21 protein-coding genes and 1 pseudogene are annotated in these 21,382 nt (G+C 70.4%); 11 read left to right on the forward strand and 11 right to left on the reverse strand.

Features of this window, described 5'->3' with window-relative positions; translation table 11 throughout:
- Window positions 1–100 precede the first annotated feature (100 nt).
- The gene (locus FYX01_RS10505) at window positions 101–2,371 is read right to left on the reverse strand and encodes an ATP-binding cassette domain-containing protein (RefSeq protein ID WP_150239978.1); all 2,271 of its coding nucleotides are present in this window, start codon (window positions 2,369–2,371) and stop codon (window positions 101–103) included.
- Between the two features lie 73 nt (window positions 2,372–2,444).
- Here FYX01_RS10505 and FYX01_RS10510 point away from each other — a divergent pair, with 73 nt between their 5' ends.
- Entirely contained in the window at window positions 2,445–3,251 is an 807-nt protein-coding gene (locus tag FYX01_RS10510; protein ID WP_150239980.1) for a TetR/AcrR family transcriptional regulator, read from the forward strand.
- Here FYX01_RS10510 and FYX01_RS10515 read toward each other — a convergent pair.
- Window positions 3,229–3,993: a class I SAM-dependent DNA methyltransferase gene (locus FYX01_RS10515; protein ID WP_150239982.1), complete on the reverse strand. Its 765-nt coding sequence runs from the start codon at window positions 3,991–3,993 to the stop codon at window positions 3,229–3,231. The two genes, FYX01_RS10510 and FYX01_RS10515, sit on opposite strands and share 23 nt — an antisense overlap.
- Window positions 3,994–4,091: 98 nt before the next feature.
- Window positions 4,092–5,093 carry an ArsR/SmtB family transcription factor gene (locus tag FYX01_RS10520; protein WP_150239984.1) on the reverse strand — a complete coding sequence of 334 codons (1,002 nt, stop codon included), beginning with the start codon at window positions 5,091–5,093 and terminating at the stop codon, window positions 4,092–4,094.
- A gap of 145 nt (window positions 5,094–5,238) precedes the next feature.
- Here FYX01_RS10520 and FYX01_RS10525 point away from each other — a divergent pair, with 145 nt between their 5' ends.
- From FYX01_RS10525 to FYX01_RS10535, 3 genes are all read left to right on the forward strand, one after another.
- On the forward strand, window positions 5,239–6,183 hold the full coding sequence (locus tag FYX01_RS10525) for a hypothetical protein (RefSeq protein WP_150239986.1): 945 nt from the start codon (window positions 5,239–5,241) through the stop codon (window positions 6,181–6,183).
- Window positions 6,184–6,241: 58 nt separating this feature from the next.
- Entirely contained in the window at window positions 6,242–6,664 is a 423-nt protein-coding gene (locus FYX01_RS10530) for a hypothetical protein (protein WP_150239989.1), read from the forward strand.
- Window positions 6,665–6,897: 233 nt separating this feature from the next.
- The gene (locus FYX01_RS10535) at window positions 6,898–7,167 is read left to right on the forward strand and encodes a hypothetical protein (protein ID WP_394350448.1); all 270 of its coding nucleotides are present in this window, start codon (window positions 6,898–6,900) and stop codon (window positions 7,165–7,167) included.
- A 47-nt stretch (window positions 7,168–7,214) separates the two neighbouring features.
- On the opposite strand, the gene FYX01_RS10540 is transcribed toward FYX01_RS10535, so the two are convergent.
- The gene (locus FYX01_RS10540; RefSeq protein WP_150239991.1) at window positions 7,215–8,483 is read right to left on the reverse strand and encodes a purple acid phosphatase family protein; all 1,269 of its coding nucleotides are present in this window, start codon (window positions 8,481–8,483) and stop codon (window positions 7,215–7,217) included.
- A gap of 275 nt (window positions 8,484–8,758) precedes the next feature.
- Here FYX01_RS10540 and FYX01_RS10545 point away from each other — a divergent pair, with 275 nt between their 5' ends.
- On the forward strand, window positions 8,759–9,739 hold the full coding sequence (locus tag FYX01_RS10545) for an aldo/keto reductase (protein ID WP_150239993.1): 981 nt from the start codon (window positions 8,759–8,761) through the stop codon (window positions 9,737–9,739).
- Between the two features lie 144 nt (window positions 9,740–9,883).
- On the opposite strand, the gene gdhA is transcribed toward FYX01_RS10545, so the two are convergent.
- The gene (gdhA, locus tag FYX01_RS10550; protein ID WP_150239995.1) at window positions 9,884–11,251 is read right to left on the reverse strand and encodes an NADP-specific glutamate dehydrogenase; all 1,368 of its coding nucleotides are present in this window, start codon (window positions 11,249–11,251) and stop codon (window positions 9,884–9,886) included.
- A 411-nt stretch (window positions 11,252–11,662) separates the two neighbouring features.
- Window positions 11,663–13,129, reverse strand: coding sequence for a helix-turn-helix domain-containing protein (locus tag FYX01_RS10555; protein WP_150239997.1), 1,467 nt, complete (start codon window positions 13,127–13,129; stop codon window positions 11,663–11,665).
- Window positions 13,130–13,489: 360 nt separating this feature from the next.
- Between FYX01_RS10555 and FYX01_RS10560 the strand changes: the two genes are divergently transcribed.
- A complete protein-coding gene (locus FYX01_RS10560) occupies window positions 13,490–14,323 on the forward strand; it encodes a phosphotransferase family protein (RefSeq protein WP_150239999.1) in 834 nt (277 codons plus the stop codon).
- A gap of 32 nt (window positions 14,324–14,355) precedes the next feature.
- On the opposite strand, the gene FYX01_RS10565 is transcribed toward FYX01_RS10560, so the two are convergent.
- Entirely contained in the window at window positions 14,356–14,919 is a 564-nt protein-coding gene (locus FYX01_RS10565) for a helix-turn-helix domain-containing protein (protein WP_150240001.1), read from the reverse strand.
- Between the two features lie 31 nt (window positions 14,920–14,950).
- On the opposite strand from FYX01_RS10565, the gene FYX01_RS10570 reads away from it, so the two are divergent.
- On the forward strand, window positions 14,951–15,484 hold the full coding sequence (locus FYX01_RS10570; protein ID WP_150240003.1) for a GNAT family N-acetyltransferase: 534 nt from the start codon (window positions 14,951–14,953) through the stop codon (window positions 15,482–15,484).
- A 223-nt stretch (window positions 15,485–15,707) separates the two neighbouring features.
- Window positions 15,708–16,121 carry a RapZ C-terminal domain-containing protein gene (locus FYX01_RS10575; RefSeq protein ID WP_223830392.1) on the forward strand — a complete coding sequence of 138 codons (414 nt, stop codon included), beginning with the start codon at window positions 15,708–15,710 and terminating at the stop codon, window positions 16,119–16,121.
- A 101-nt stretch (window positions 16,122–16,222) separates the two neighbouring features.
- Here the strand turns inward: FYX01_RS10575 and FYX01_RS10580 are convergent, their stop codons facing one another.
- Entirely contained in the window at window positions 16,223–16,780 is a 558-nt protein-coding gene (locus FYX01_RS10580) for a pyridoxamine 5'-phosphate oxidase family protein (RefSeq protein WP_150240007.1), read from the reverse strand.
- 251 nt (window positions 16,781–17,031) lie between these two features.
- Between FYX01_RS10580 and FYX01_RS10585 the strand changes: the two genes are divergently transcribed.
- The gene (locus FYX01_RS10585) at window positions 17,032–17,568 is read left to right on the forward strand and encodes a hypothetical protein (protein WP_150240121.1); all 537 of its coding nucleotides are present in this window, start codon (window positions 17,032–17,034) and stop codon (window positions 17,566–17,568) included.
- A 160-nt stretch (window positions 17,569–17,728) separates the two neighbouring features.
- On the opposite strand, the gene FYX01_RS10590 is transcribed toward FYX01_RS10585, so the two are convergent.
- Together FYX01_RS10590 and FYX01_RS26100 are read right to left on the reverse strand one after the other, a co-directional pair.
- Window positions 17,729–17,854, reverse strand: coding sequence for a hypothetical protein (locus FYX01_RS10590; protein ID WP_394350449.1), 126 nt, complete (start codon window positions 17,852–17,854; stop codon window positions 17,729–17,731).
- Window positions 17,855–18,122: 268 nt separating this feature from the next.
- Window positions 18,123–18,281 carry a hypothetical protein gene (locus FYX01_RS26100; protein ID WP_190394263.1) on the reverse strand — a complete coding sequence of 53 codons (159 nt, stop codon included), beginning with the start codon at window positions 18,279–18,281 and terminating at the stop codon, window positions 18,123–18,125.
- A 252-nt stretch (window positions 18,282–18,533) separates the two neighbouring features.
- Between FYX01_RS26100 and FYX01_RS10595 the strand changes: the two genes are divergently transcribed.
- Together FYX01_RS10595 and FYX01_RS10600 are read left to right on the forward strand one after the other, a co-directional pair.
- Complete coding sequence (locus tag FYX01_RS10595) at window positions 18,534–18,833, forward strand: hypothetical protein (protein ID WP_150240009.1); 300 nt, start codon at window positions 18,534–18,536, stop codon at window positions 18,831–18,833.
- Window positions 18,834–18,914: 81 nt separating this feature from the next.
- Window positions 18,915–19,878: pseudogene (locus tag FYX01_RS10600) on the forward strand (EamA family transporter).
- Window positions 19,879–20,038: 160 nt separating this feature from the next.
- On the opposite strand, the gene FYX01_RS10605 reads toward FYX01_RS10600, so the two are convergent.
- Window positions 20,039–21,367 (reverse strand): ABC transporter substrate-binding protein, encoded by a 1,329-nt coding sequence (locus FYX01_RS10605; RefSeq protein ID WP_150240011.1) that lies wholly within the window; start codon window positions 21,365–21,367, stop codon window positions 20,039–20,041.
- Between the last annotated feature and the right edge of the window lie 15 nt (window positions 21,368–21,382).

Genomic DNA, 21,382 nt, shown 5'->3' on the forward strand with positions numbered 1-21,382 from the left:
CGCCGATCCCGCGGCCCCTCCAGGGCCGGAGCCGCCTCCGCCCGGACGCCCCCGTCCCGCGGGACGGGGGCGTCCGGGCGGAGGCGGTGGGACCCGGGGCTCAGCGCTCCAGGTAGGCGCGCAGGTGGCGGGCGGTGAGGGTGTCACCGTCGGCGACCAGGTCGGCGGGACTGCCCTCGAAGACGACGCGGCCCCCGTCGTGTCCGGCGCCCGGCCCCAGGTCGATGATGTGGTCGGCGTGGGCCATCACCGCCTGGTGGTGCTCGATGACCACCACCGTGTCGCCGTCCTCCACCAGACGGTCCAACAGCGCCAGGAGCCGGTCCACGTCGGCCAGGTGCAGGCCGCTGGTGGGCTCGTCCAGCACGTACACCGCCCCCTCCTTGGCCATGCTGACCGCCAGCTTGAGGCGCTGGCGCTCACCGCCCGACAGGGTGGTCAGCGGCTGCCCCAGACCCAGGTAGCCCAGGCCCACGTCGTGGAGCCGGTCCAGGATGGTGCGGGCGTTGCCGGTGGTGAAGAACTCCCGCGCCTCCACCACCGACATCGCCAGTACCTGGCTGATGTTCCTGCCGTGCAGGGTGTGGGTGAGGACCTCGGGCCGGAACCGCTTGCCCTGGCACTGTTCACAGGTGGTGGCGACCCCGGCCATCATCGCCAGGTCGGTGTAGACGACTCCGGCGCCCTTGCACTCGGGGCAGGCCCCCTCGGAGTTGGCGCTGAACAGCGACGCCCTGACCTTGTTGGCGCGGGCGAAGGCCGTGCGGACCGGGTCCAGCAAACCGGTGTAGGTGGCCGGGTTGGAGCGGCGCGATCCCCGGATCGGCGACTGGTCGACCACCACCACGCCCTCGCGGCCGGGAAGGGCGCCGTGGATGAGTGAACTCTTGCCCGAGCCCGCCACACCGGTGACCACGGTGAGCACGCCCAGCGGGACGTCGACGCTCACGTCCTTCAGGTTGTGGGTGCTGGCCCCGGTGATGGGAATGGCTCCCGTGGGCCGGCGCACCCGCGCGCGCAGGGTGGCCCGGTGGTCCAGGTGGTCCCCGGTGAGCGTGCCCGAGGCGCGCAGCCCGGCCACGTCTCCGGCGTAGGTGACGTGTCCGCCCGAGGGGCCGGCGCCGGGGCCCAGGTCCACCACGTGGTCGGCGATGGCGATGGTCTCGGGCTTGTGCTCGACCACCAGCACCGTGTTGCCCTTGTCGCGCAGGCTCAGCAGCAGGTTGTTCATCCGCTCGATGTCATGCGGGTGCAGGCCCACGGTGGGCTCGTCGAAGACGTAGGTGATGTCGCTGAGGCTGGAGCCCAGGTGGCGCACCATCTTGACCCGCTGGGCCTCCCCGCCCGAGAGGGTGCCCGACTCCCGGTCCAGGCTCAGGTAGCCCAGACCCACCTGTACCAGGGAGTCCAGGGTGTGGCCGAGGTTGTCCAGCAGGGGCTTGACCGAGGGCTCGTCCAGGGAGCGCACGAACTCGGCGAGCTCGTTGACCTGCATGGCCGAGCACTCGGTAATGGTGCGACCCAAGACCCTGACCGAACGCGCCTGGGCGTTGAGGCGGGTGCCCTCGCACTCGGGGCACACCGCGAAGACCACGGCCCGGTCCACGAAGGCGCGCACGGCCGGCTGCATCTTCTCGCGGTCCTTGGCCAGGTAGGTGCGCCTGATCTTGGGGACCAGGCCCTCGTAGGAGAAGGAGTTGGTTCCCACCTTGACCTTGGTGGTGGGCTGGTACAGGAAGGTCTGCCACTCCTCACGGGTGTAGTCGGCCAGCCGCTTGTCGGCGTCCAGGAGGCCCGAGTGGACGAACACCTGCCAGTACCAGGAGCCCACCCCGTAGCCGGGGACGGTGATGGCGCCCTCGTTCAGGGACAGGTCGCGGTCGTAGAGCTCTCCCACGTCGATCTGGTTCGTGCGGCCCAGGCCCTCGCACCCACCGCACATGCCCTCGGAGTGGTTGAAGCTGAAGGCGCTGGAGGGCTCCAGGCGCGGGGTGCCCACCCTGCTGAAGACGATGCGCAGCATGGCGGAGGCGTCGGTGGCGGTGCCCATGGTGGAGCGGGAGTTGGCGCCCATCCGCTCCTGGTCGACGATGATGGCCGCGCTCAGGTTGCGCAGGCTGTCCACGTCGGGGCGGCCCAGGCTCGGCATGAACGACTGGACGAACGTCGTGTAGGTCTCGTTGATGAGCCGCTGGGACTCGGCGGCGATCGTGCCGAAGACCAGGGAGGACTTCCCCGAGCCGGACAGGCCCGTGAAGACGCTCAGTCTCCGTTTGGGGATGTCCACGCAGACGTCGGCGAGGTTGTTCTCCCTGGCCCCTCTGACCTGGATGGTGTCGTGGGTGTCCGCGGTGACGGGTTCGGAGGGCACGCTGCTCCCAGAGATTACTTATAGGGTAAACTAATATTTCAAGAACGCTAGTTTATGGCATAAGGAGACGCAAGTGGTGATCTACGCCGGACAGGGGGACGCCCGTCGCTCCATGGCCCTGCTGTGGCGCGCCCCCGACAGCGGGACCGCGCGTACCGCACCCGGCCCCAAACCCGAGCTCAGCGTGGACCTGGTGGTGGAGACCGCCGTCGCCGTCGCCGAGGAGGAGGGCATGGACGCGCTGTCGATGCGCGTTGTGGGGCAGCGCCTGGGGCGCACCGCCATGTCCCTGTACACCTACGTGGCCAGCAAGAACGAGCTCATCGAGTTGATGTACGACCACGTGTTCGGCGAGCTGGCCGACGCCGCGGAGGCCGACGGGGAACAAGGCTGGCGGACGGCTACGACATCCTGGGCCACCCGCCTGTGGGAGTTCTACCTGCGCCACCCCTGGACCCTGGAGATCTCCCAGGCCCGGCCCGTGCTGGGCCCCAACGAGTACAGGCTCTTCGAGTCGCTGGCTTCGGTGCTGCATCGCGCCGGGCTGGGCGCCGCCCAGGTCCGCAGCACCTACGGCAACCTGTTCACCCTGGTCAGCGGACCCGTGCGGACCGCGGCCGAGGCGCGTCGGGCGTTCGCGGTCACCGGCGTGCCCGAGGACGAGTGGTGGTACGCGCGCTCGGCGCAGTTGGAGGAGGTGGCGCCCGACTTCTCCGAGCGCTTCCCCGTGTTGACCCTCATGGCCGAACAGGGTGCTTTCGACAACGAGAACGAGAACGAGCCCTACCTGGAGCAGGAGGCGTGGGAGACCTTCCAGTTCGGGTTGAACGCCCTGCTCGACGGGGTGGAGGCGCGGATCAGCTCGAACGCGCGAAGGTGATGATCTCCTCGCTGCTCTCGGTGAGCGGGCCGCGGTCCCAGTAGCCGTACTGAGCGCTCACGCCCAACCCGGCCTCGGCCAGGAAACCGTTCAGGGTGTCGGCGTCCGGGAAGCGCAGCGTGCTGCGGCTGCGCCCCGGTTCGGTCCACCCCTCGACGGTGTGGCTGGAGGTGAAGGTGACCAGTTCGCCCTCCACGCTCTCCAGTCGGTGCACCGACGTGGCCTCGCGCCCGTCCGGAGTGGTCACGGTGCGCACCCGCTCGGGATGCCAGGCCTCCCAGCCCCGTACCGCGGGGTTGCGTGTCTCGAACACGAACCGGCCGTCCTCGGTCAGTGCCCGGCGCACCGCGGCCAGAGCCTCCCGGAGCTCGTCGTCGGTGGTGAGCACCTGGAAGGCGTGGCCGGTCATGACCACGAGGTCGAACTCGTCCTCATAGGGGCCGCCCGCCCTCCCGTCGTAGGGGCCGCGGGCCAGGTCGCCGAGGGTCCACTCGATGTCGTCGCGGTCGCGCCGCCCGACCTCCAGCATCGCGTCGGCCGGGTCGAGCCCGACCAGGCGCCCGGTGTGGCCGCGCTCGCGCGCCACCCGCTGGAGCAGCCCGGTGCCGCAGCCCACGTCCAGTACCGAACGGGCGTCCATCACCAGGTCGAGGTAGAAGTCGTCGTCGGGGGAACAGCCCCAGAAGCAGAAGGAGTCGTAGAGCCCGGCCATGTCCGGTCGTGAGAAGAGGCGGTCGACCATCGGGCCATTGTGGCCGACCGCTCCCCCGACGTCACCGGGTTTTCCGACTCGCCGAACCCGCCGCGTGCGACGGAACCGGCCCCTGTCACGCCCGGTGCTCAGGACCTGCGCAGTAGGTCCAGCCCGAGGTCGGTGACACCGTGCAGGACGTACTTCCCCTCCTGTCGGCTGCGCACCAGACCGGCCTCGCGGAGCACGTTCAGGTGCTTGCTCACCGTGGCGGGCGAGACCGTGGCCGTGCGGGCGAGGCCGGTAGTGGTGCACACCCCGCCCTCGGCCACCAGCGCGAGGAGCCGGGACCGGGTGGAGCCGATCAGCGGCTCCAGACTCGTCGGCCGTGGCGTCCGCTGCGCCCAGTCGAGACTGCGCTCGACCGGATAGACGAGTACCGGTGGCAGCTCCGGGTCGGCGAGCATCACGGGCCTGGCCCAGCAGAAGAAGGACGGGGTGAGGAGCAGGCCGCGCCCGTTCAGGTGGAGTTCGCGGTCGAAGGGATAGTCGGCCTCCAGGACCGGCGGCCTCCATCGCACCTCAGGGCCCAAGGAGGACAGGAGCGCTTCGGCGCCGCCGCCCCGCAGGGTCCGAACGCGCTGGATCAGATCCGCGTGCACGTGGGCGCGGATCCGGGACCAGAACGGTGTGAGGGCGGCTCGGTGGTAGATACGCAGGGCGTGGCCGAGCAGGCGCATGGCGTCGGGGCCGCCCCTGGCCAGGAGACCGAGTGCCGGAGACGCATGGCCGTGGTCGGACAGGACGCGCAGTTCCTCTCGGATCCGGGGGACCGGTGTGCTCAGCACGGTCTCGACGCTGAGGTCGGGGCTGGGTCCGGCGTCGGCCGGAGTGAGGAAGTCCGGGCAGTAGCTCGCGTACGGGGCCAGGGCCAACAGGAAGCGCAGTGCGCGCTCCCCGGCGCCGCCGTCCAGCAGCGCCCTGCGGGCCGCGTCGCGCCACGGGTCGAAGAACAGCGCTCCGCCCCTGTGCTGGAGCAGGTGAAGGCTGTTGACGGTCTCCCACATCAGATCGGCGGAATCGGTCAGTCGAATTCGCAGGAGATCATCACGGCTGAAATAGATGCGCAGCCCCGAACTATTATTTGACATTTCGGACTTCTCCAGCACTTCTGGATCATCTGGTCACGTTGTCGTCCGAAGGAAAACGTACACCGGAGTTCGGCGCCGAGGGTGAAGAATAACCAACGAGCCTGACAGGGGAAATCGTTGAAGGGCGAACAACAAAGGAGGGGACATGGGGACGACGGCGGCGGGAACGCACCACAAATACCACAGGAACCGCGTGGCCGCTCTGGCCACAGGCGCGGCCCTGGTGTCCCTGACCACGCTTTTCACGGCCTCCTGCCTCGACGGGCGCGATCCGGAGAACGCCCCCGTGCGCGCACTCACCCCGAAGGAGGAGGGCACCTTGGAACGGGCCGAACAACTCCTTCTCCGAGAATGCATGCGGAATCACGGTTTCGAATACTGGATAGTATCCGGGGGCTCCCCTTCCGAGGACCGGGAATTCCGCTACGTCATCGACGATCCGGACTGGGCCGCCGAACACGGGTACGGGTCCGAGCTTCAGCGCGAGGCGACCGAATCGCACGAGAACGACCCCAACCAGCGCTATTTCGACCATTTGCCGAAGGAGCGCAGGGCGGCCGCGCTGCGGGCCGCCAACGGACCCAGTCCCGTCGGGCTGACGGCGACGGCACCCGACGGGATGGAATTCGGCCGCAGCGACCAGGGATGCCAGTCACGGGCCGACCGTGAGCTCTACGACGACCTTCCGGCGTGGTTCCAGGCCGAGACCACCGTCGACACCCTGCCCGAGATCCGTTACCAGCGCGTCGTCAGCGACCCGCGCTACCAGGAGGCCGTCCGGCCGTGGGCGGAGTGCATGGGCGCCGCCGGGCACGACTACGCCACACCGACCGAGATCCGCGGTGCGCTACCTCCGCCGGAGGATCCGCTGCCCAGGGAGGAGGAGGTCGGGCTCGCGCTGGCGGAGGCGCGCTGCGCCCTCGACTCCGGACTGGCCGCGACGGCGGCGGACCTGGACGCGCACCACGGCGAGGAACTGCAGCGGCGGCACCGCTCCGCGGTGGAGGCGAGGCTCCGGCTGCAGTTGGACGCCCTGCCCCGCGCCCGCTCCGTCATCGAGGAGGCGGAGCGGACGAGCGGGCGGCAGTGAACTCCGGGGGTGAACACCGCTCCCGAAGGAAGTAGGAAACACACGAGATGGAGAACCTGTGAAGACCAAACGCGTGATGGCCCTCGCCATGGCGGTCGCCGCCGTGGCCGTGATGAACGCCCCCGCCGCACAGGCCGCCGAAGCCGGGCCCACGGTCCCGCTCTCGGCGGCCGCCGACGGCAAGCTGCACGTCTACTACGACTTCAACCTCAGCCGCCACTGCGCCTCGTGGGAGGGTTACTCCTCGCACTGGGGGAAGTGCCGCAACGAGGTCTCCTCGCTGTGGAACAACGGTTACCCGGGTGGCCACGACGACGTGCGGGTCTACTGGGGACTCAACCACTCCGGCGCCTACCGGGGTGTGCACAACGGTGTGGTCCTCAACAACCTTCGCCAGTGGACCTTCGACGCGAACACCGGGAGGGGTTCGGGCGAGGTGCTGGACAACAACATCTCCTCCCACAAGTGGATCAGTCTGTAACCATTACCTGACGGATGGTGTCCCGGGCGCGAAGCCGTTGGCGTCCGGGACACCTGAGCTCAGGAGGAGGCCGGGCCACCGCGGTGAACTCCGATGCGGTGCCGGTCGGTACAGGAACCGCGACACGACAGAGCGCGACGCGGTGGCTCGAAGGCATGGCCGTCCCCGTGCGGCGGGTCGTCCACAGCCCCGGAACCGGGCCTCCCCCCGCCCGCGCGATCCAGCCTGGCGCGGTGAGAGACACCCCGGCCCCCCGGTCAGCACCGCGACCCTGCACCGCCGCTTCCGGGCCGGGACTGGGCACGGCTCCGCTGTCCTGGCTGCGCTCGGAGCGGGTGCTTCCGGCATGCCGCCTGATCGAGGCGGGTGGCTTGGGACCGGAGGTGATCGCCCGTACCAGCGGTCTGGGCGGCACCGCCGACCTGCGCGCCCAGACCGGGACCAGCCCCTCGGCCTACCGTGAGCGGTTCGGGCCCAGGCCGTCGACCGGAGCGGAGCCCTGAAGCACGGGCGGTGCCCCCGACCTACTGGGGGCACCACCGTGATGAGGTCAGAACGTGTCGGTGACGCGCTTGCCGTCGCTCTTGTCGATGGTGAAGGAGTCCACGACGGTCCCGTCCGCGGTGCGGGCGGTGTAGTACAGGTCGTCGCCGTCGACCTCAATGGTCTGGAAGGTCTGGGTGTCGGCCATCTGCACGCGCGCCTCGGCGCCGTTGCCGGTCCAGTTGTCGTCGGAGACGTCGTACATCTTGGTGCCGGTCACCGCGACGGTGTAGACCGGACCGGTCTGCACGGCCGGGTCGCCGGTGCGGTTGGCGGTCAGGTTGCCGCGCGCGTAGGAGTGGTCGTGGCCCTGCAGGACGAGGTCGACGTCGTACTCCTCCAGGGTCTGCAGCCAGGAGCGGCGCAAGGGGCCGTTGTCACGGCTGGGGCTGTTGGAGAAGACCGGGTGGTGGAAGGTGACGACCGCCCACTCGTGGGGGTTGTCGGCCAGGGCCTGCTCCAGCCAGCGCTGCTGGGTGGCCAGCCAGGAGGTGCTGCTCAGCGGGGCGGCGTTGCGGTAGTTGGAGTTCAAGGCGATGAACCGCACGCCCTGGTAGTCGGTGTGGTAGACGGTCTGGGGCAGGTGGGTGCCGCTCGTGGGCCCGTTGCCGGCGCCGGGGAACTGCGGGGCCCAGTAACGGCTCAGGGAGAACAGGGAGTACTCGTGGTTGCCGGGGGTGGTGATGTGGTTGATGGTGCCGGTGGTCTCCGGGCCGAAGGCGTCGAACCACTCGCTCCACTCCGACTCGCTGTTGGCGGAGTTGATGAGGTCTCCGGAGTGCACTGCTAGCTCCGCGTCGGGTTCGGCCTCCAGCGCGGCCCGTACCACGGGGGCGGCGCCGGTGGAGATGCCGTTCTGGACGTCTCCGAAGTAGAGGAAGGTGAAGGGCTCGGCCCCCTGCGCTGCGGTGGTGAAGGTGCGCCAGGGGCTGAAGGAGGAGCCGTCGCCGATGCGGTAGCGATAGGCGGTGTCGGGGCTCAGGCCGGTGGCGGTGGCGGCGTGGAAGGTGCCGCGGACCGAGGAGGTGTTGGTGCCCTCCACCGCGGTGACCTGGCCGGGGTCGGCGGCCGGTGCGATCTGCAGGGTGGGAGTGTTCGAGGTGTCCGAGCGCCAGGTCAGGGTCTGGGAGGTGGAGGGGGCGGCGGTGGGTGACAGGACCACGCGCTCGGGTGTGGTGGCCGCAGCCGCGGTCGGTGCGGCGGTCGCGGCGGTGGTCAGGGCCAGCAGGGTGGTGCCGAACAGGGCGAGGGTGCGGCGGGCAGCGAAGCGGGACAAGGCGGTGCCTTTCTGCCAGGGGGAAGCTGACGCAGTGAAGGTAACCGCCCGCGGGTAACGTGCTGTGAACTCACTGTGACCAGTGGTAGCGGTCGGGTGAACGTCGCCGACACGGCGCTCCACGGCACGGTGCGGCCTCCGGCGCCGCACACGGGCCCCTCCGCCCACCCGGAGCGATCCGGCCCGCGTTCGCACTCCGAGCGGCCCGGATGCCGAGTTGGGATCATCGGACCATGTGCATTTGGGAGCGCTCCCAAGGGCTTAGGATCGACCCTATGGAAACACGCGTACTTGGCCGCACCAGCAAGAACGTCGGCGTCGTCGGTTTCGGCGCCTGGCAGATCGGAGCCTCCTGGGGGGAGGAGGTCAGCGAGACCGACGCCCTGGCCGCCCTGCACGCGGCCGCCGACGCCGGTGTCACCTTCTTCGACACCGCCGACGTCTACGGCGACGGCCGCAGCGAGCAGTTCGTCGGCCAGCTGCTCAAGGAACGCCCGGGCATCACCGTGGCCACCAAGATGGGCCGCCGCGCCAACCAGGTTCCCGAGAACTACAGCCCCGACAACTTCCGCGCCTGGAACGACCGCTCCCGCGAGAACCTGGGCGTGGACACCATCGACCTCGTCCAGCTGCACTGCCCGCCCGCGCGGGTCATCGACACCGGCGCCGTCTTCGACGACCTGGACGCCATGGTCGAGGAGGGCCGCATGCGCGCCTACGGCGTCTCGGTGGAGACCTGCGAGGAGGCCCTGGCCGCGATCGCCCGCCCCAACGTCGCCACCGTCCAGATCATCCTCAACGCCTTCCGGCACAAGCCCCTGGAGCGGGTCCTGCCCGCCGCCCGCGAGGCCGGTGTCGGCATCATCGCGCGCGTCCCCCTGGCCAGCGGCCTGCTGTCGGGCAAGTTCACCGCCGACACCTCCTTCGGTGAGGACGACCACCGCAACTTCAACCGGGAGGGCCAGGCCTTCGACAAGGGCGAGACCTTCTCCGGCGTGGACTACGCCACCGGTCTGAAGGCGGTCGAGCGCGTGCGCCCGCTGGTGCCCGAGGGCGCCACCATGGCCCAGTTCGCACTGCGCTGGATCCTGGACCAGGAGGGTGTCAGCGTCGTCATCCCCGGTGCCCGCAACGCCGACCAGGCACACGGCAACGCGGCCGCCGCCGAGCTGCCCCCGCTGGACGCCGCCACACACGCCCGGGTCCGTGAGATCTACGACGAGCTCATCCGCCCCCAGGTCCACCACCTGTGGTGAGGACCTAGAACCCACACGGCGGCCGACCGCGGACAGCACCGCCGGTCGGCCGCCACACTCGGCGCGCGCCGGCCGGCGGATACCGGCTGGAGCACGGCTGAGCCCGGGGCGCCCTCGTCAGCGCCCCGGCCGTGGCAGGCCCTGCTAGATCAGCCCCTGGGCGAGCATCGCGCCCGCCACCCGCTCGAACCCGGCCACGTTCGCGCCCAGCACGTAGTCGCCCGGGGTCCCGTAGCGCTCGGCCGCCTCCTCGCAGCGGTCGTGGATGTCGGCCATCGTCTCGGCCAACTCGGACTCGGCGTGCTGGAACGACCACGAGGTCCGCCGTGCGTTCTGGCGCATCTCCAGCACGCTGGTGGCCACACCCCCGGCGTTGGCCGCCTTGCCCGGCCCGAACAGCACCTTCGCCTCACGCAATACCTGGACCGCCTCCGGAGTGGTGGGCATGTTCGCGCCCTCCGCCACCGCGATCACCCCGTTGCGCACCAGAACCCGTGCCGCCTCGGCGTCCAACTCGTTCTGGGTGGCCGAGGGAAGCGCCACGTCACAGGGCACGTCCCACACACTGCCGCCCTCCACGTAGCGGGCGCCGACGCGCCGCTCGGCGTAGACGCTGATCCGCTCACGCTCGACCTCCTTGATCTGCTTGAGCAGATCCAGGTCCAGGCCCTTGTCGTCGACCACGTAACCGGCGGAGTCGGAGCAGGCCACCACGGTGGCGCCCAGCTGCTGGGCCTTCTCCACCGAGTAGATCGCCACGTTGCCCGATCCGGAGACCACCACGCGCTGTCCGTCCAGCGCCTTGCCCACACGCTCCAGCATGCGCTGGGTGAACAGCACGCTGCCGTACCCCGTGGCCTCGGTACGCACCCGCGAGCCGCCCCACTCCAGGCCCTTGCCGGTGATCACTCCGGCCTCCCACCGGTTGGCCAGGCGCCGGTACTGGCCGAACAGGTAGCCGATCTCGCGGGCGCCCACGCCGATGTCTCCGGCCGGGACGTCGGTGTGCTCGCCCAGGTGGCGGTGCAGCTCGGTCATGAACGACTGGCAGAACCGCTCGATCTCCGCGTCCGAGCGCCCCTTGGGGTCGAAGTCGCTGCCGCCCTTGCCGCCGCCGATGTTCATACCGGTCAGCGCGTTCTTGAAGATCTGCTCGAAGCCCAGGAACTTGATCACGCCCAGGTCGACGCTGGGGTGGAAACGCAGGCCGCCCTTGTAGGGGCCCAGCGCGCTGTTGAACTCCACCCGAAAGCCCCGGTTGATGTGCACCTGTCCCTGGTCGTCGCGCCAGGGCACCCGGAACATGAGCTGGCGCTCGGGCTCGCACAGGCGCTCCAGGATGCGCTGTTCGGCGTACTCGGGATGCCTGGTCAGGGCAGGTGAGAGGTCGTCCAGGACCTCCAGGACCGCCTGCTGGAACTCCGGCTCGTCGGGGTTGCGGCGAGCCATGTGCTCATAGGCCGACCGGACCCCGGGGTGGTGGTCTCGGCGTGCCTCGGAGGAGAAGGGCATGGGTGGCGTTCCTTTCGGCTCATGTGGAACGGGCACCCCACACGCCGTTGTGTCGGGAACCTCGAAAAACGCGCACGCTGGCGCCATGCGTCGGATGACCCGAGGCTCTGAGGTCCTCACGCCTGCGGGCCGTGGCTGTGTTAGGAGTGTATTACCTCGATATGAACATAAATCTTGTGGCCCAGCATGCGCCAGACCGGCTCACGCTCTACCGGGACGGGAATCCCTCCAGCTCGCGGGAGATGTCAGCGAAGTCCGGATGCGGTCGCCCGCTTCGAGGCTGTGTTGCGCGGGTGTTTCCGCCATATGGCGCGCCCATACCAGCGCATCCCCACTCACGCGTGGGGAAAACCTCCGACGTATCCGGTTCCGGTCCTGCTCGCACCGGCGCGGTGAGGCCGTGACCAGGCCTCACCCCGGCTCCCGAGGTCGGAGACGGGCCAGTTGCTCGCGCACGGTGTCCACCGCCGCACGCGCCCCGGCGGTGGGCAGGCGCTTGGCGGTACGAGCGGGACGAACAGGGCGGGGATCCTCATGGCATGGCGGTGTGAGGGAGGCCCGTATCAGCTCCAACACCGCAGGATCGGTCTCCGTCTCCTCAGCGGGGACGCCGCAGGCGTGTTCGGGGGCGGACACCTCGGCCGGTGGTGCCGGTGCGGCGACAGCGGGGGCAGGCGGATGCAGGATCTCGCCGGGCACGGACCGACACGTTCTGCCGCACACACGGCAGGTCCCGCCTGGGACGTTGCGTACGCCCGGGTGGTCGGGGCAGGTGCGCGGCGCCGTACCCTGCGCGTCGACCACGAACTCCATGGGCCGGGCGAACATGTCCCCGCCCTCCACGTCGAAGCCGTTCTCGCCGCAACGGGGCAGGGGGATCCCGCCCAGGCCCGGGGGCGAGGCGCGTTCCGCAGGGCGATGGACGCCCGCGCCCAGGTGGCCGTCGAGGAAGGCGCGTGCGTCCTCCGGGCTTTTGAGACGACGCATGAGCGCGGCGAAGGGGCGGCGCGAGGCGTGAAGGCCGCCCAGGAGCGCGACGAGCTCCTCCTGGGTCAGCCCCTGCGCGATGAGCCGGTCCACGGCGTGGGCCAGCGCAGCCCGGTCCGGGCCGGGGTTGCGCAGGACCGCGTCGGGAACGCGGGACAAGAGCTCCAAGGCCCTGCCGCTCGGCTCCCGCCGCACTTCACCGCCACCACCGCCGACGTCGTGTCCGTCCGGTGCCTCGCGCGCGGGCGCGCGAGCTGTGCCTGAGCTCCCACGGACGGACGGACCGGGTTTGTTCGGGGAAGGGTTCTTAGGGGAAACGTCTGTAGCTCGTCGTGAGCTGGCACCGGACTCACGGTGAGCCCCCTCCTCCACCTCCGGGCGCGGGCGGGAACGCTCGGTCAGCGGCTCCTCCCCCAGCGACGCACGTATCCGGTTGATCTTCCTCAGTTCCGCCGACGGAAAAGCGCTGGCGGGGATCATCAACTCCAGCACCGACGGCAGGCGTTCCTTCCACATGCTCTTCGACGCGACGCTTTCGTGGAAGAACTCCCGCTTCTGCGACGGCGACAGTTTGCGGACCAGTCCTTTTCGTACGAGTTCGTCGATCACCCGCTTGACCGTGGGCAGGCTGACGGTCCCGCCGCAGCGGTCGACGATCGTTTCCAGGTACAGAAAACACCAGCGGCCGTCGGCGTCGGCGGCGTCGGCGATGACCGTGGCGACGGTGTGCGCGCTGGCGCTGGGCATGTGCCCGGCCTTGAGGGCGTCGACGACCCACAGGCCGGGCCTGAACCTGACACCGCTCATGCTCTTTCGGGGACGCTTGCGGGGCGAGAGGTGGGTCGGGGCGGGCGACAGCGGTGCCTCGTGCGCGACTTCGACGCGCGACATGTTCGATATCGCTGCTACGGCAGGGCCGGAAACGCTAGACTGCGGCATGCGCTGTCTTCCTGGGTTTGCAGGGAGATGGTGAGCTGCTTTCCTGGTGTCTTCAGGGAAGCGGTGGGCCGCTCTCCTGCTCGCGCAGGCAGGCGGCCACAACCCGGCTCGGTGTTGTCAGCACCGACCGGGTTTTCCTTTTCCGGTCTCACGGTAGCGGGACGAACACAGGTGCGGGTGCGGTTGGGCGGAAAAACGCCCCGTTGTTTTTGCCGCTTTCACCAGGGAAAACGCGCAAAACCACCCTTGTCATCTCATACCCTTATCCCGCTCTTCCCCTGTCCCGCCTCTTTCCGAGAGCGACGGAGAACGATGACCCACTCCAGTGACCCCGGCGACCCGGCCGAGGAGAAGGGCCGACCGCTCACCGGCGGCATGATGAACACCGTCTTCCGCCACGGCGACCGCGTCGTGCGCACGGCCACCCCCGCCTCCCCCGCCATCCATGCCCACCTGCGGTCCCTGGCCCGGGCAGGGTTCGACGGCGCACCCGTCCCGCTCCGGCTGCGCGACGACGGCCGCGAGGAGCTCGGCTTCGTCGAGGGCGACGTGGCGCTGCCACCCTTTCCCGCGTGGGCGATGAGCGAACAGGCCCTGCGCTCGACCGCCGAGCTGCTGCACCGCTACCACGAGGGCGCCGCGCGCGTACCCGTGGACACCACGGCCCCCTGGTCGCGCGACCTGGCCGACCCCGAGGGCGGACCGGTCCTGTGCCACAACGACCCGTGCCTGGAGAACGTCGTCTTCCGCCGAGGCCGGGCGGCGGCCCTGATCGACTTCGACCTGGCCGCACCGGGCCGCCCGGTCTGGGACGTGGCGGCCCTGGCCTACTACCTGGTGCCCGCACTCGATCCCGTGTCGGCGGCCGGGACACCGCGCGAAGGGCTCGACGTCCCCCGGCGGTTGCGCGTTCTCGCCGACGCCTACGGGCTCTCCTTCGACGAGCGCCACTCCCTGCCCGGGGTGGTCGAGCAGTACACCGCCGTCGCACGCGCCTTCGTGGCCGGGCGGGTCGAGAGCGGTGACGGGCTCTTCGTCCGCGACCTGGAACGTCTGGGTGGGTGGGAACGATGGGACCGCCGTCAGGCCTGGCTGGCCGACCAGCGACCGGTGTTCCTGGCCGCCCTGACCGGACCGAACGGCTGAACCGCCTCCGGTCCGACCACGCCGGGGCCGGTTCAGGCCTGGCGGCGGGCGACGGCCACCAGGTAGCGGCAGGGCTCTCCGGCCGGGTTGCGGTACTCGCACGGCTCGGGCGGGCCCAGGTGCAGGCAGTCGCCCGTGCCCAGCACGTGCTCGACACCTCCCTCGGAGAAGGCGAGCGTGCCCTCCAGCACCCAGATCTGGTGGTGGGTGAAGGTGTAGGCCTCCACGGGGAAGGCCACCCGTGCGCCCGGGGGCAGTTCGACCTCCACCAGCTCGAGCGGTCCACCGGCCGCGGGCGAGACCGCGCGCCGCCGGTACCCCGTCTCCGGATCGGTCCACACGGGCTGCTCATGCGCACGGGCCAGGCGCCGGTCGCCCTGTTCGGCGAAGGCGATCAGCTCCGACAGGGTGATGCCCAGCGCGGCGGACAGGCGGCCCAGCAACGCGGCGGTGGGCTGGACGTCGCCGTTCTCGATCCGGCTGATCATGCCCCGGGAGACACCGGAACGCTCGGCCAGGGCGCCTCCGCTCAGCCCGCGGGCCTGGCGCAGCTCCTGCAGGGCCAGGGCGAGGGCCGTGCCCAGGTCGTCGCTCATGTGTTCATTATAGAAGACATCGACGCCTACTATGGTTGACATGAGTTCGATGCCGACCCTCACCGTCCGCGACGCGACCCGGGCGGACGCCGAGGCGTGCGCGGCGGTCTACGCGCCCTACGTCACCGACACCGCGATCACCTTCGAGTACGAGCCGCCCACCGCAGGGCAGATGGCCGACCGGATCGACGCGGCCCAGGAACGACACGCCTGGATCGTCCTCCAGGACCTGGAGGGAGTCGCGGGTTACGCCTACGGCGGCCCCTTCCGCCCCCGGGACGCCTACCGGTGGACATGCGAGGTCAGCGTCTACCTCCGGGCCGGCCGCCGCCGCACCGGCGCGGGCCGCACCCTCTACCGGGCACTGCTGCCCCGCCTGGCCGAACGCGGCATGCACACCGCCATCGCCTGCATGAGCCTGCCCAACGACGCCAGCCTGGGCCTACACCGGTCCCTGGGCTTCGAGGACGTCGGCGTCATGCGGAAGGCGGGCCGAAAGTTCGACGCCTGGCACGACATCGCCTGGGTCCAGCTCGACCTCTCCACCCACGCCGGGCAGTCCTGACCCACCGGCCGCTCCGCACCCGGCGACTGGCGACCGGCGTAGAGCGGAGCGGGGTGTTACGGGGCCCGCCCGTGCCACCCTTCGAGCGTGGGCCCGAAACCGTCCGAGCCCACCCGGTGACGGCTCCGCCCGTCCCGCACCCCCCGCGATGCGGGTGAAACCCACCCGGCCCCTCGGGGTGCCAGACCCCGGTTCCAGACACCGACAACCCCAAGGACCCACTGTGCAGGCCCTCCACGTCATCAGCTTCGGTTACCTCCACGGTGACGCCCCCGACGACGCCCACCTGGTCGCCGACCTTCGCGACCACTTCCTCAATCCCGCCCCACACCTGCCGGACCTGGTTTTTCCCGACGCCCGCGTGCGCGAGCACGTCCTGGCCACCCCCGGTGTCAGCGCCCTGACCGAGGCTCTGGTCGCGGCCACCGAGGCCCTCGTCGCCGGGCCGGGCACCGAGGACGTGGTCCTGGCCGTGGGATGCTCCGGCGGTGAGCACCGCGCTCCCACCGTGGCCCGTGACGTGGCCGAACGCCTGCGCGGCCGCGGGCACACCGTGGACCTGGCCCACCGCGACCTGCACGGACACGTCGACCACGACCAGGACCGGGATGAGGAAAGGCCGACCCGCCCCGTCTGACGGTCGGGGGAGCGGCCGGCCGCCTCGGGTCTGACCGAGCCGGCGGCCTCTCGGCCCCGAAGGCCTGGGAAGCCGACCGCCGGGTCCTGTCCCGTCGTTCCTCACATCCCGGGCAGGGCGGGCAGTCCGTCGATGCTGGTGGCGTTGCGGGTGAGGTGGTACTCGTCGAAGTAGTCGGTGTCGTGGCGTTCGTGGTAGCGGTCCAGGAGGTCGCGGTCGCCGCGCAGGTCCATGAGCGGAACCGAGAACCCGCAGGAGTCGGAGACGCGGTGCACGTCGACCACGATGACGGCGCGCTGGCCCTGAACGCGCTCTTTGGGGAAGTGGGACCGTAGTCCGTCGAAGTCGGGGTCGGTGGGGAGGACGACGCGTCCGCGGCCGTGCAGGCGGACGATCTTCGGCGGTCCGCCGAACGCGCAGAACATCATCGTGACGCGCCCGTTCTCACGCAGGTGCGCGATGGTCTCCGCGCCCGATCCGGTGTAGTCGAGGTAGGCGACCTGGTGTTCACCGAGGACGGCGAAAGTGCCGCTCATGCCCTTGGGGGAGACGTTGACGTGACCGTCGCCCGCCAGGGGCGCGCTGCCGACGAAGAACACCGGCTGGTCGAGGAGGAAGCGCGTCAACCGCGCGTCGATGGTGTCGTAGATCTTGCCCATGGCAGGTGAGTCTGCCAGGCGGCGGGCTTCGTGTCCCAAGGTTTGTTCTGGCCGCAGGAAGGCCCGTCTTCCAGCGGTCGGCGCCGCCAGAACCGCCACCAGGGGGCACCATCCCGGTCACGCTCGCGCTGGTCCCGCCGGTGATGGCCCAGAGGTTGCTCGGACTTGGTGTTGTCTTTCCCACCCCTGCGAAGTGGTTTCAAACACTGTCCAAAGCTTTGACCAGCGCATACATTGCATGCGTGAACTTTATGCGATCGATACCCAAGCTGACGTTTACCGCGACCTCCAGCCTGCTCATCACCGGCGGACTCCTCCTGGCCGGTCCGGGCGTGGCCGCCGCGGACACGACCTCCGACAAGGAGCTCGCCGCCACTCTCAACGACAAGCTGAACGACGACATGGCCGGCAACATGACCGAGGAGCACGTCGACAACGCCCGCGCGATGGTCGAGGCGGCGCAGGAGCGCGACCTGGGTGAGGAAGCCGCCACCATGGCGGTCGCCACCTCCATCGTCGAGACCCACCTGGACAACCTCGACTGGGGCGACCGCGACAGCGTCGGCCTGTTCCAGCAGCGCGACCACTATGGCTCCCAGGAGCAGCGGCTCGACCCCACCTGGGCCACCAACGCCTTCTACGACGAGCTGGACCGCGTACACCCCGACGGCAGCTGGGACGACGAGCCGCTCGGTGAGGTCGCCCAGGATGTGCAGCGCTCGGCCTACCCCGACCGCTACCAGCACCAGGTCGAGGACGCCGAGACCATCGTGAACGAGCTCTGGTAGTAGACCGTTCCCAGACAGACAGTGGAGCGTGCGAACCCCGCTCCCGCACGCTCGGCGGGCAGTCCGGGAAGCAGCGGTGAACTGGTGTTCGCGCGGTACGGACTGCACACAGCGCGGCTGACCGCCTCGGGGGCACGGTCCACGGAATCTCCGTAACCGATCACGGGGATCCGCCCGAGACGCCTGCGGAACCGTCGTAGTCCCTCTCCTTGGCACGCTCGACGAGCGTGCGAGGGAGCAGGCCGGTCTTGTCCTCGACGGAGTCCAGATAGGCCTGGAACGACATGGGGCCTCCTCAACCGGGCAGAGCCCGAACTCACACGCGCCTGCGACGTTCCGCGGCAGCGACGCCGGTGCCGCCGGGCGGCTCCGCCCACCGGAGTGAGGGAGCGGAGAACGAGGAACCCGACATCCCCGCGCCCCGCCCGCTGAGGTCCGGGGACGCCCGACAACGAACGAGGGCCCGCACCTCCCGGCTGGAGGTGCGGGCCTTCATGCCCGTCGCCGTACTCGGAGCCGGCACGGCGTGCGCATCGACGTCTCAGTGCGCCTTCTCACCCGATGGGGAGCGCACGGAGGATGCTGTCGAGTACACCACCACCGATACCACCGCCGCCACCGAGCCCGAGGGCGGCGGCTGCGGGGCTGGCGGCGACGAGGGAGCCGACCAGGGCCAGGGCGACGACGGTCAGCGTCCGACTGGTGCTCTTCATGCGAATCCCATCACTCTAGGTATCTACTAGTGACTCCTGGTTACCTATGGTGTCCATGGGTGAAGGCCGCCAAACCTCAGCCGCTCCGTTGGAACGTGCGGCGCCTGTCGCCGGGGAATCCCAGCGCGGCCGGGAGAGCGGCCGAGGCGCCCGTGCCCTCCCCCTCGGGAACCGGACGATGCGGTGTCCACCTCACGCCCGTACCGTCCGCGATGGCCCGCGGGGGCCTGTCCCTGGGCCATCCTGGGACACATGCCTGAGCACACCGAACAGCAGCTCACCGACACCGAGGTCGAGCACCTGGCCGCCACGTTGCGCCGCCGCCAGGAGTTGGCCAACGCCGACGGAGTCCGGATCGGGCGGGGCACGGTGGTGCACGGGCTGACCACGCACATGTGGGCCGGGATCGAGGTTCCCGCGGTGTCCTGCCACGCCGCGGCGGACCCGCTGCGGCTGTTCCCCGCGACCGGGGCGGTGACCTGCCGGCGGTGCCTGGGCCGGGCCCGCACCGAGCACGGGCAGGTGCCCGGACAGACCGAGCTGTGGCCGTGAGGACGCGCCGCGCGACACTCCTCCGCCGACCGTATGCTCGTCAGCGGTCCCATGTCCCCACCAATCCCCGGGAGCGCCGCCGTGTCCGTGCCACCCGCGCGCCACCGCCCCTCGGGGCTGGCCTTCGCACTCGCCTCGGCGCTCGCCTTCGGCGGCTCGGGTGTGTTCGCCCGCCCCCTGCTGGACGCGGGGCTGGACCCCCTCCACGTCACCTGGCTGCGCGTGGCCGGGGCGGCGCTGCTGCTGTTGCCCGTGGCACTGGCCCACTGGCGGACCGCCCGGCGCCGCCCGATGCTGGTCCTGGCCTACGGCGTCTTCCCCATGGCCGGCGTGCAGGCCCTGTACTTCGCCGCCATCACCCGTATCCCCGTGGGCATCGCCCTGCTCATCGAGTTCCTCGGCCCGGTCCTGGTCCTGCTGTGGCTGCGCGTGGTGCGCCGCACCCGCGTCTCCCCCGCCGCCGTGGTCGGCGTGGTCCTGGCGGTGGCCGGGGTGGGCCTGCTGTTGGAGGTGTGGTCGGGCATGCACCTGGACGCCGTCGGGGTGGCGCTGGCGCTGGGCGCCGCCGCCGCGCAGGCCGCCTTCTTCCTGTTGTCGGACAGCATGGGCGAGGACACCGACCCCCTGGCCGTGGTCGCCTTCGGCTCCCTGGTGGCCGCGGTACTGCTGGGCGCCCTCGCCCAGCCCTGGACACTGCCCTGGGGGGGTGCTGGCCGACCCGGTCGTGCTGGGCGGGTTCGGCCTCCCCGGTTGGGCGGCCGCCCTGTGGCTGGGCCTGGTGTGTACCGCCCTCGCCTACTTCCTCGGGATCTCGGCGATCCGGCGACTGTCCCCGCAGGTGGCCGGAGGGGTCGCCTATCTGGAGGTGGTGACCGCGATCGTGCTGGCGTGGGTGCTGCTGGGCGAGGCGCTCACCCCCGTACAGATCCTGGGCTCGGTCGTGATCGTCACGGGCGCCTTCGTCGCCCAGACCGCCGTGCCCTCCGCCCCCGTACCGGAATCGGGGGCCGCGCCCCGCCGGCCCCAGGCCCCCATCGCACCCTGAACAGGTCCCCGGGCACAGGCCGGGGCCGAGCCGAGGGCACGCGGGGTTGGGGGCCGGCCTGTGGGGCACCGAGCCCGTACACACGGGAACCGGGCCCTGCGAGAGGGGAGTAGTCTCCCGCAGGGCCCGGTTTTTCTCCGGATCTGGCTCAGGGGGTGGCTCAGGAGCCGTTGGTGGCCGTCTCGACCTCGGACATGAACTGCTCGGCGGCCTCGGCCGGGGTGAGATCGCCGAAGGCCATCTCCTCACTGACGCGCTTGGTGATGTTCACGACCTCGCCGGCGCCGATCGGCGGCGGCGGGTTGCCGTCCACGATCGTGTCCTCGATCTCGGACAGGAACTCCGCGCTGCGGGCGTCGGCCTCGGGCAGGGAGCCCAGGATGTGTTCGCGCACGTCCACGTTGGCGGGCAGGCCGCGGTCGGCCAGGATCAGCTCGGCCGCCTCGTTGCTGTTGAGCAGGAAGTCCACGAAGCGGGCCGCCTCCTCCGGGTGCTCGGTGCCCGCGGAGACGGAGTAGAACATGGCCGGCTTGAAGTACATGCCGGTCCGCTCGTTGGTGGTCTCACCGGGGTAGCGCAGCAGTTCGATGTCGCTCCCGGCGGACTCCGAGATCCCGCCCAGCTGGTTGGTCCAGAAGTGGGCCATCGCGCCCTGGCTGGTGGACAGCACCGACTGGTCGGGGCCGCCCGCCTCGATCTCCACGCTCTCGGCGGCGCTGGGCTGGCCCCCGTTGTCCAGGAGCTCCTGGGTGACCGAGAACCACTCCTCCAGCGTCTCCTTGGAGAAGCCGAGCGAGCCGTCCTCGTTGTAGAGGTTCTCCCCGTGCTGACGGGCGAAGATCTGGAAGCCCGACTCGTTGTAGGACATGCTCTGGACGCCGACGAGCTCGCCGTCGGTGGCCTCGCTGATCTCGGCTGAGATATCGACGTAGTCGTCCCAGGACCAGGTGGAGTCGTCGGGCATCTCCACGCCCGCCTCCTCGAAGGCCTGCGGGTCGGCCAGGATCGCGTAGGCGTTCACGCCGGTGGCCACACCGTAGGTCTGCCCGTCCAGGTCGCCGCTCTCGGCCACCAGCGGGTCGATCTGGGACAGGTCCAGCTGCTCGCCGACCTCGTTGAGGTCCAGGAGGGCGCCGCGGTCGCCGTACTCGCGCAGGTAGCGCTCCTCCTGGGTCATGATGTCGGGCGCGTCGTCGGCGGCGGTGCTGGTGGCCAGACGGTCCCAGTACCCGGCCCAGTCGGTGTAGTCCGGCACGATCTCGATGTCGGGGTTCTCGGCCTCGAACAGGTCGATGACCTCCTGGGTGGTGGAGTGGCGATCGTCCGCTCCCCACCAGGCGAAGCGCAGCTCGACGACGCCGTCGTCGTCGGAGCCGGAACCACCACAGGCGGTGGCCACCATGACGATGGCGCCCACCCCCGCGGCCACGGACAGGAGGGGATTACGGCGACGGGCCTGGGGGCGCCCGTTGCCAGGGTGTGCACGCATGTGTCTGTTTCCCTT

The sequence above is a fragment of the Nocardiopsis quinghaiensis genome (genome assembly GCF_008638365.1).
Classification (GTDB): Bacteria; Actinomycetota; Actinomycetes; order Streptosporangiales; family Streptosporangiaceae; genus Nocardiopsis; species Nocardiopsis quinghaiensis.

Coding starts and splice junctions, on each gene's coding strand:
- FYX01_RS10515 (WP_150239982.1), bottom strand. CDS start 3,993: ATGGTCGACCGCCTCTTCTCACGACCGGACATGGCCGGGCTCTACGAC.
- FYX01_RS10520 (WP_150239984.1), bottom strand. CDS start 5,093: ATGTCAAATAATAGTTCGGGGCTGCGCATCTATTTCAGCCGTGATGAT.
- FYX01_RS10525 (WP_150239986.1), top strand. CDS start 5,239: ATGGGGACGACGGCGGCGGGAACGCACCACAAATACCACAGGAACCGC.
- FYX01_RS10545 (WP_150239993.1), top strand. CDS start 8,759: ATGGAAACACGCGTACTTGGCCGCACCAGCAAGAACGTCGGCGTCGTC.
- gdhA (WP_150239995.1), bottom strand. CDS start 11,251: ATGCCCTTCTCCTCCGAGGCACGCCGAGACCACCACCCCGGGGTCCGG.
- FYX01_RS10555 (WP_150239997.1), bottom strand. CDS start 13,129: ATGTCGCGCGTCGAAGTCGCGCACGAGGCACCGCTGTCGCCCGCCCCG.
- FYX01_RS10560 (WP_150239999.1), top strand. CDS start 13,490: ATGACCCACTCCAGTGACCCCGGCGACCCGGCCGAGGAGAAGGGCCGA.
- FYX01_RS10565 (WP_150240001.1), bottom strand. CDS start 14,919: ATGAGCGACGACCTGGGCACGGCCCTCGCCCTGGCCCTGCAGGAGCTG.
- FYX01_RS10570 (WP_150240003.1), top strand. CDS start 14,951: ATGGTTGACATGAGTTCGATGCCGACCCTCACCGTCCGCGACGCGACC.
- FYX01_RS10580 (WP_150240007.1), bottom strand. CDS start 16,780: ATGGGCAAGATCTACGACACCATCGACGCGCGGTTGACGCGCTTCCTC.
- FYX01_RS10585 (WP_150240121.1), top strand. CDS start 17,032: ATGCGATCGATACCCAAGCTGACGTTTACCGCGACCTCCAGCCTGCTC.
- FYX01_RS10590 (WP_394350449.1), bottom strand. CDS start 17,854: ATGTCGTTCCAGGCCTATCTGGACTCCGTCGAGGACAAGACCGGCCTG.
- FYX01_RS26100 (WP_190394263.1), bottom strand. CDS start 18,281: ATGAAGAGCACCAGTCGGACGCTGACCGTCGTCGCCCTGGCCCTGGTC.
- FYX01_RS10595 (WP_150240009.1), top strand. CDS start 18,534: ATGCCTGAGCACACCGAACAGCAGCTCACCGACACCGAGGTCGAGCAC.
- FYX01_RS10605 (WP_150240011.1), bottom strand. CDS start 21,367: ATGCGTGCACACCCTGGCAACGGGCGCCCCCAGGCCCGTCGCCGTAAT.